Origin of the sequence: Aeromonas sp. 604176 (assembly GCF_049170755.1) — a bacterium.
In the GTDB taxonomy this organism is placed as follows: domain Bacteria; phylum Pseudomonadota; class Gammaproteobacteria; order Enterobacterales; family Aeromonadaceae; genus Aeromonas; species Aeromonas veronii_A.
Map to the genome: position 1 here is coordinate 1 of NZ_JAAKNE010000157.1, position 7,604 is coordinate 7,604.

General features: G+C 57.5%; 7 protein-coding genes and 1 tRNA gene. 4 read left to right on the plus strand and 4 right to left on the minus strand.

Annotated features, from left to right (window positions below):
- The 3 genes from upp to hda form a co-directional block, all read left to right on the plus strand.
- Positions 1-378: uracil phosphoribosyltransferase (gene upp, locus G5358_RS19340; protein ID WP_421297921.1), on the plus strand; the 378-nt coding region annotated here is incomplete at its 5' end.
- Between the two features lie 150 nt (positions 379-528).
- A complete protein-coding gene (locus tag G5358_RS19345; RefSeq protein WP_421324731.1) occupies positions 529-1,548 on the plus strand; it encodes a DUF2066 domain-containing protein in 1,020 nt (339 codons plus the stop codon).
- A gap of 102 nt (positions 1,549-1,650) precedes the next feature.
- Positions 1,651-2,352 (plus strand): DnaA inactivator Hda, encoded by a 702-nt coding sequence (hda, locus tag G5358_RS19350; RefSeq protein WP_013723920.1) that lies wholly within the window; start codon positions 1,651-1,653, stop codon positions 2,350-2,352.
- Positions 2,353-2,459: 107 nt separating this feature from the next.
- On the opposite strand, the gene aceA is transcribed toward hda, so the two are convergent.
- The 4 genes from aceA to G5358_RS19370 form a co-directional block, all read right to left on the minus strand.
- Positions 2,460-3,773, minus strand: coding sequence for an isocitrate lyase (gene aceA, locus G5358_RS19355; RefSeq protein WP_005344572.1), 1,314 nt, complete (start codon positions 3,771-3,773; stop codon positions 2,460-2,462).
- Between the two features lie 73 nt (positions 3,774-3,846).
- Positions 3,847-5,454, minus strand: coding sequence for a malate synthase A (gene aceB / locus G5358_RS19360; protein ID WP_421324732.1), 1,608 nt, complete (start codon positions 5,452-5,454; stop codon positions 3,847-3,849).
- Between the two features lie 688 nt (positions 5,455-6,142).
- Positions 6,143-6,283: a hypothetical protein gene (locus G5358_RS19365; RefSeq protein ID WP_216954087.1), complete on the minus strand. Its 141-nt coding sequence runs from the start codon at positions 6,281-6,283 to the stop codon at positions 6,143-6,145.
- A gap of 223 nt (positions 6,284-6,506) precedes the next feature.
- A tRNA-Pro gene (locus tag G5358_RS19370) sits at positions 6,507-6,583 on the minus strand.
- A 255-nt stretch (positions 6,584-6,838) separates the two neighbouring features.
- Between G5358_RS19370 and tadA the strand changes: the two genes are divergently transcribed.
- Positions 6,839-7,390 carry a tRNA adenosine(34) deaminase TadA gene (gene tadA, locus G5358_RS19375; protein ID WP_421208161.1) on the plus strand — a complete coding sequence of 184 codons (552 nt, stop codon included), beginning with the start codon at positions 6,839-6,841 and terminating at the stop codon, positions 7,388-7,390.
- The last annotated feature ends 214 nt before the right edge of the window (positions 7,391-7,604 follow it).

Below are 7,604 nucleotides of genomic sequence, written 5' to 3' on the forward strand. Positions count from 1 at the left end.
ATGGATGGCGTGCTGGAGCACATGCCGAGCGCCCGCGTCAGCGTGGTCGGTATCTACCGCGATGAAGAGACCCTGCAACCGGTTCCCTATTTCGAGAAGATCGTCAGCAACATCGAAGAGCGTCTGGCGCTGGTCATCGATCCGATGCTGGCCACCGGTGGTTCCATGATCGCCACCATCGATCTGCTGAAGAAGAAAGGCTGCCAATCCATCAAGGTGCTGGTACTGGTTGCCGCGCCGGAAGGGATCAAGGCGCTGGAAGCCGCTCACCCTGACGTAGAGCTCTACTGTGCTTCTGTCGACCAGGGGCTGAACGAGAAAGGCTACATCGTGCCGGGTCTAGGCGATGCAGGCGACAAGATCTTCGGTACCAAATAAGTTTATGCCTTGACCTGCTTCCCATGTGGAAGGGGTGATCGGAGCCGGCGCATCGCCGGCTCTGCTGTTTGTGGCCGCTTGTGCCAGCCTTGCCGCAGGATGCGCCTTGCCGCTACCATAAGCACACTCTCCCATTTCGAGACTCTGTTCATGTTCAAACGTGTTGTGATCGCCCTCTGCTGCGGCTTGTCATTCATGGCCTCGGCCGCTCAGGTGACCGACCTCTATCAGGGCAAGGCCCCGACCAGTGGCGACATGGTGGCCGCTCAAGGGCAGGCACTGGGTCAGGTGCTGATCAAGGTCACCGGCAAACGCGACATCCTCACCCAACCTGTGGTGGTCAAGGCGCTGGCGGCCCCGGGCGACTATGTCAAAAACTATGGCTATCAGGATCAGGACTCCGTCAAGTATCTGAAAGCCGAGTTCAAGAGTGACAAGGTCAACAGCCTGGTCTCCGAGAGCCAGTATGCCCTGCTTGGCCCGGCTCGTCCCCAGATGGCGATCTGGCTGGTGGTGGATCAGGGGGAGCGTCGCCTGCTGGCGGATCAATCCAGCGATGGTTGGGCGCAAGCCTTGCGCGAGCAGGCCCAGACGCTGGGGCTACCCATCAGCATTCCGCTGATGGATCTCGATGACAACATGGCGGTCAGTGCCACCGACGTCTGGGGCCGCTTTGCCGACCCGATTTTGCAGGCAAGCCAGCGCTATGGCGCCGAGATGGTGGTGTTGGGCAAGCTGACACCAGAAGGTGACAAGTGGAGCATCGATTGGGGACTCTACGGCCCCAAGGCGGCCGGTGAAGTGGCCGAGCTGACCCGTGGCAATAGCACCGGCACTCAGGCCGAAGTGGCGCAAGGGTTTGCCGATACCCTAGCGGCCTGGCTGGTGAAAAACTACGGTGCCCGTATCTCGGGTCCGGCAACCAGCCAGACCCTGGTGGTGGATGGCCTCTCCGAAGTGGACAGCATGATCGCCGTGCAGAAGATGCTGCAGGGGATGGCCAACGTCAGCAAGGTGGCGATCGGCAAGCTGGAGGGGGACCAGGTCACCTTCAACTTTACCCTGCAAGGGGATCAGGCCGAACTGGTGCGGGCACTGCAGCTCGAGAGTCGTTTGCGCAAGGTTGACGATAATGGCAGCGGCTTGCGTTACCAATGGTCGCAGCCCTGATTTTATAAGGCTTTTGTAGACCGCCCGGCTTGTCCGGGCGGTTCTCTATCTGCCTTTGCGATGATACACTTAGCCACAAATGTCACAGTCAAAGCCCAACGAGTGAAGCAACCGGCCCAACTGTCTTTAGCCGTACAACTACCGGATGATGAAACCTTCGTCAGTTTTTATCCCGGCAACAATGCTCATCTGATCACCGCCCTCAAGAATGCGGCCATCGGTCAGGGATCGCCTTTCCTCTATTTCTGGGGAGCCAAGGGATCCGGACGCTCTCATCTGCTCCACGCCACCTGTGCCGAGGTCAACGCCCGCGATGCGGCGGCGGCCTATCTCTCCCTCGATCAGTTTGAACAGCTCGACCCCAGCATGCTCGATGCCCTCGAAAGCTTGCCGCTGGTCTGTCTCGACAGCCTTGAGGCGATCGCCGGCAATGCCGTGTGGGAGCGGGCGCTGTTCGATTTCTATAACCGCTGGCAGGAGAAGGGCGAGGGGACGCTGGTGGTCACCGGCTGCAGCGCACCGCGCAAACTGGGGCTGCAGCTGCCAGATCTCGCCTCGCGCCTCGACTGGGGGGTGAGTTTCCATCTCGAAGAACTGGATGACGAAGGCAAGCTCAGTGCCCTGCAGCTGCGTGCCGAGCTGCGGGGCTTCAAATTGCCCATCGATGTGGGCCGCTTCCTGCTCAACCGACTCTCCCGCGATATGCGAACCCTGCTCACCACTCTCAATCAGCTCGACAACGCCTCATTTCGCGCCAAGCGCAAGCTCACCATCCCCTTTGTCAAAGAGATCCTCGAACTCTGATCCCTCTCGACGGTGTGCGGTTGTGCGTCTGACTTTCGTTTGAATGGCAGATAAAAAGAAACCCCGGCTTCAGACCGGGGTTTTGCTATTTCAAAGGGCTTTGCCTATCAGTGGAACTGATCTTCTTCGGTGGAGCCGGTCAGTGCGGTCACCGAGGATTGGCCACCCTGAATGACGGTTGTCACCTTATCAAAGTAACCGGTACCGACCTCCTGCTGGTGTGCCACGAAGGTGTAGCCACGGCTGGCGGCTGCAAATTCCGGCTCCTGCACCATCTCGACGTAGTGCTTCATCCCTTCGCCACGGGCGTATTGATAGGCCAGTTCGTACATGTGGAACCACATGTTGTGGATACCCGCGAGGGTGATGAACTGATACTTGTAGCCCATGTCGGAGAGCTCCTGCTGGAAGCGGGCGATGGTGGCATCGTCCAGATTTTTCTTCCAGTTGAAGCTCGGGGAGCAGTTGTAGGCCAAGATACGATCCGGGAACTTGGCCTTGATCGCTTCGGCAAATTTACGTGCTTCGTCCAGATCCGGCTTGGCGGTTTCGCACCACACCATGTCGGCGTAGGGGGCGTAAGCCAGACCACGAGCAATGGCCTGATCGATACCGGCACGTACCTTGTAGAACCCTTCGGCAGTGCGCTCGCCAGTCAGGAAGTCTGCATCGTACGGGTCAGCGTCGGTGGTCAACAGGTCAGCGGCGTTGGCGTCGGTACGTGCGATCACTAGCGTGGTGGTGCCGCACACATCGGCTGCCAGACGGGCGGCAACCAGCTTCTGCACCGCTTCCTGAGTCGGCACCAGTACCTTGCCGCCCATGTGGCCGCACTTCTTGACTGATGCCAGCTGATCTTCGAAGTGCACGCCGGCGGCACCTGCTTCAATCATCCCCTTCATCAGTTCGAAGGCGTTCAGCACGCCGCCGAAACCAGCTTCCGCATCCGCCACTATGGGCAGGAAGTAGTCGATAAAGCCCTCATCCTGCGGTCCGACCTTGTTGGCCCACTGGATCTGGTCGGCACGGGCGAAGGAGTTGTTGATGCGCTCCACCACGGACGGCACCGAGTTGGCCGGGTAGAGGGACTGATCCGGATACATGGTGGAGGACAAGTTGTTATCCGCCGCCACCTGCCAGCCGGAGAGGTAGATCGCCTCGATCCCCGCCTTGGCCTGCTGCACCGCCTGACCACCGGTCAGGGCGCCGAGGCAGTTGACGTAGCCTTTCTTGGCGTCGCCGTGGATCAGGCCCCACAGCTTGTCGGCACCGCGCTGAGCCAGGGTGTGAACCGGCTGCAAGCTGCCGCGCAGGTTTACCACATCTTCGGCGCTGTAGCCGCGCTTGATCCCTTTCCAGCGGGGGTTTTCCGCCCAGTCTTTCTCGATAGCCTGGATCTGTTGCTCACGGGTCAGTGCCATATCAGTTCCCTCTTTCATTGATTTCACGTTTCCATTGACTTGTTATTGGCGAGCCCCGCTGGGGGCCCGTGATTCAGAGCCGCTCGTAACCGGGCAGCGTCAGAAAATCGATCAGGGTGTCGGCGCAGGTGATCTCTTCCATCAGTTCGCTTGCCTCGGCAAAGCGTCCTGCCTGCCAGCGTGCTGTGCCCACCTCGGCTTTGACCACCTCCAGCTCCTCGGCCAGCATCTGGCGGAACAGCTCTTTGGTCACCACCTTGCCATTCGACAGACTCTTGCCGTGGCGGATCCACTGCCAGATGGAGGTGCGGGAGATCTCGGCGGTGGCGGCATCTTCCATCAGACCGTAGATGGGCACGCAGCCGTTGCCGTTGATCCAGGCCTCCAGATATTGCAGGGCAACCCGGATATTGGTGCGCATCCCCGCCTCGGTGCGATCGCCCTCACAGGGGGCCAGCAGGTCGGCGGCGGTGATGGGGGCATCCTGCTCGCGCAGCACGCCGATCTGGTTCTTGGCACCAGCCGCAATGGTGGCGTTGAACACCGCCATGGCGGTATCAGCGAGGCCAGGGTGGGCGACCCAGGTACCGTCGTGGCCGTTGTTGGCTTCGCGCTCCTTGTCGGCCTTGACCTTGGCGAAGACCTGCTCGTTGGCGGCAGCGTCCTTGGCCGGAATAAAGGCGGCCATGCCACCCATCGCCAGCGCACACCGCTTGTGACAGGTCTTGATCAGCAGCCGCGAGTAGGCGGAGAGGAACGGCTTGTCCATGGTCACCACCTGACGATCAGGCAGTACCCGATCCGGATGGTTCTTCAAGGTTTTGATATAGCTGAAGATGTAGTCCCAGCGGCCGCAGTTCAGCGCAACGATGTGATCCTTCATCTGATAGAGCAGCTCATCCATCTCGAATACGGCTGGCAGGGTTTCAATCAGCACGGTGGCCTTGATGGTGCCACGGGGCAGACCGAACTTGTCCTCGGTCCAGGCGAACACTTCGCTCCACCAGCGCCCTTCCAGATGGCTCTGCAACTTGGGCACGTAGAAGTAGGGGCCCGAGCCTTTGGCCAGCAGCGCCTGATAGTTGTGCAGGAAGTAGAGAGCAAAATCGAACAGGCCACCGGGGATCGGCTCGCCATCGAAGGTGACATGTTTTTCCGGCAGGTGCAGACCGCGCACCCGGCAGATGAGCACCGCCGGATTGTGGGTCAGGGTGTAGGCCTTTCCTTCCGGACTGGTGTAAGAGATGGTGCCGTTGACCGCATCTCGCAGGTTGATTTGGCCCTCGATCACCTTATTCCAGGCGGGAGCCAGTGAATCCTCGAAATCCGCCATGAACACCTTGACGTTGGCGTTGAGGGCGTTGATCACCATCTTGCGCTCGACCGGGCCGGTGATCTCCACACGGCGGTCTTGCAGGTCGGTGGGAATACCGCGAATGGTCCAGTCACCTTCACGGATGTGGGCGGTTTCCGGCAGGAAGTCCGGCAGCTCGCCGCCATCGATACGGGCCTGGCGTGCCACACGTTGTTTCAGCAATTCCCCTCTTTGGGGAGCAAAACGTTCCACCAGTTCGGAGACCAGAGCCACCGCGTCCGGCGTCAGAATTTGCGCGTATTCGGGTAGCATCTCGCCCTGGATGCGAAGGCGGGCGCTGCAGTGGGTCTGAGCCGGTGCCGACATAAGGTTCACTCCTTTGAGAATTACATTTTGAACTTATTAACTACGACTAAAGTCGAATCCCTGTTCCTGAAACGTTCCCGCAACAACGGGGTAACACGATTGATAAGGTGCGAAATATTGTTGAGTACGTCAACAGTTTTTTTTAAACGCCCGTTTTTTCGATATGGTTAAGTTGATGTTTTTTATTGCTTTATTGGATTGGTATAAAAGCTCTACGCAGATGGTTATGCTCCTGCTTTTTCCCATCGGACAACGGCTAATTTGGGCCGTTACCCTGCCCCTCGTTTTGTAGCTTATTACGTAATAAAATTACAAATGCAAAAACAAATCCCGACCTAACTCCAGGCTTTGCCAAAACAGCCGTATAAAGTGCGTTTGAATATGGCAATGAACATTTTGCTATTGCTATACCTGATTGGTGAACGTGCGTTTTAAACTTGGTATGGTGATGCGGGCTCTGTTGGCACCAGCGGTTGCAACGATGGAAAGTGAAGCGCAATAACGTAGGTTTGTATCAGTTGTCGGGGGGAATGCCGGGGAGGGAAGGGGGAGATACATCAGTCAATAATACTGCCATCCTTGATAAAATTAGCAGTTTGTCGTTTTTTGCAGATTTCTCGCCAAGGGTATGAAACGGAGTGCGTTGAACAGGCGATGCGCCGGTGATTGAGCGGCCATCTGGCCGGGCTCAATAGTCATCATCCGGTTCGGCAAGATCGATTACATCCAGCTGGATGACCTGTTCATCTTCGTTTTCGGTATGGCAAGGGGTATCGTGAGGAACGGAATAAAGCGCAATAGCGGGTGCGAAATTGGTGTTCTGGTTCATGCCTGGTCCTGTGTTGCACGCAAGCCGGACAGTGATCCCTTCACTCGTGTTTCCACCTCCCTGTGTTGTCTACCGGCGGAAAGTTGCGCATCTTAATGAGTTCGGCAAAAAGATTCAAGTGGTTCTGGGTGTTTTTTGTTCTTGGTGGGCTGGCATCGTCAGAAGGATAAATCGGAAGCAAAAAAATAGCCCAGTCGTTTGACTGGGCTATTCTCGGGGAAAATGGTCGGTGTGAGAGGATTCGAACCTCCGACCCTCTACACCCCATGCAGATGCGCTACCTGGCTGCGCTACACACCGACGGAGTCAGACTCGGCTGACGGGGAGGAAGTCTAATAGCATGGCCAAACGGGTGCAACTCCTTTTTTATCATAGAGATGCCGATTGCTTCTTTATTGCTCAGTCGGGATGCGGCTTGGGTCTGACGTGCAGATTTGGCATAATCGCTGCCCTGTCACCGCTAGCTATCATGCCTGCTATCTATGGAATCATCTGACAGGTATGGATAGCTGGAATGTAAAAAGCACAATTGAACAATATAAAGAGGGGATGGGCGTGAAACCATCAGAGGTCCCAGAAACACTGGGTCAGGCTCCGAGTCAGACCGCGCAGGATGAACAGTGGATGCGCCATGCTATGGCATTGGCCGCCCGGGCCGAAGGGATTGGCGAGATCCCGGTCGGTGCCGTTCTGGTGCTGGATGGTCAGGTGGTGGGCGAGGGGTGGAACCGCTCCATTAGCGAACACGATGCCTGTGCCCATGCCGAGGTGATGGCAATTCGGGCAGCGGGCCAGCAGCTTGCGAACTACCGCCTGCTCGACACCACACTTTATGTGACGCTGGAACCCTGCTGCATGTGTGCCGGTGCGCTGATCCATAGCCGGGTCAAGCGGGTGGTTTACGGCGCACGTGATCTCAAGACCGGTGCTGCGGGGTCGGTGTTCGAGATCTTGCAGGACCCGCGCCACAACCACAGTGTCGAGCTGACCGGCGGTGTGCTGGCCGATGCCTGCTCGGCCCAGTTGTCGGCCTTCTTCAAGCGTCGCCGCGCCGAGAAAAAGGCGGTCAAACTGGCGCTGCAACAATCAAACGATGCCCTTTCCTGAATGATTTGGGGGCAGCACAGGCTGCCCTTGCTGATTATTCTCACAAATATCTCTTTATAAACAATATATTGTGTTCACTTTCCCTCGAAAGGACCCCCGCCCATTTTTCCACTAGCAACCTCGGTTAAAGCGCTCTCGATGTAACAAAACTGTCATGCAACCGCCATATAATGCCGCCAAGCCTAGCTTACATTGAGGTCTTGCATGTCATCGG

Excerpts from the sequence above, each read along its gene's own strand:
- G5358_RS19365 (WP_216954087.1), bottom strand. The coding sequence starts at position 6,283 with ATGAACCAGAACACCAATTTCGCACCCGCTATTGCGCTTTATTCCGTT.
- aceA (WP_005344572.1), bottom strand. The coding sequence starts at position 3,773 with ATGGCACTGACCCGTGAGCAACAGATCCAGGCTATCGAGAAAGACTGG.
- G5358_RS19345 (WP_421324731.1), top strand. The coding sequence starts at position 529 with ATGTTCAAACGTGTTGTGATCGCCCTCTGCTGCGGCTTGTCATTCATG.
- aceB (WP_421324732.1), bottom strand. The coding sequence starts at position 5,454 with ATGTCGGCACCGGCTCAGACCCACTGCAGCGCCCGCCTTCGCATCCAG.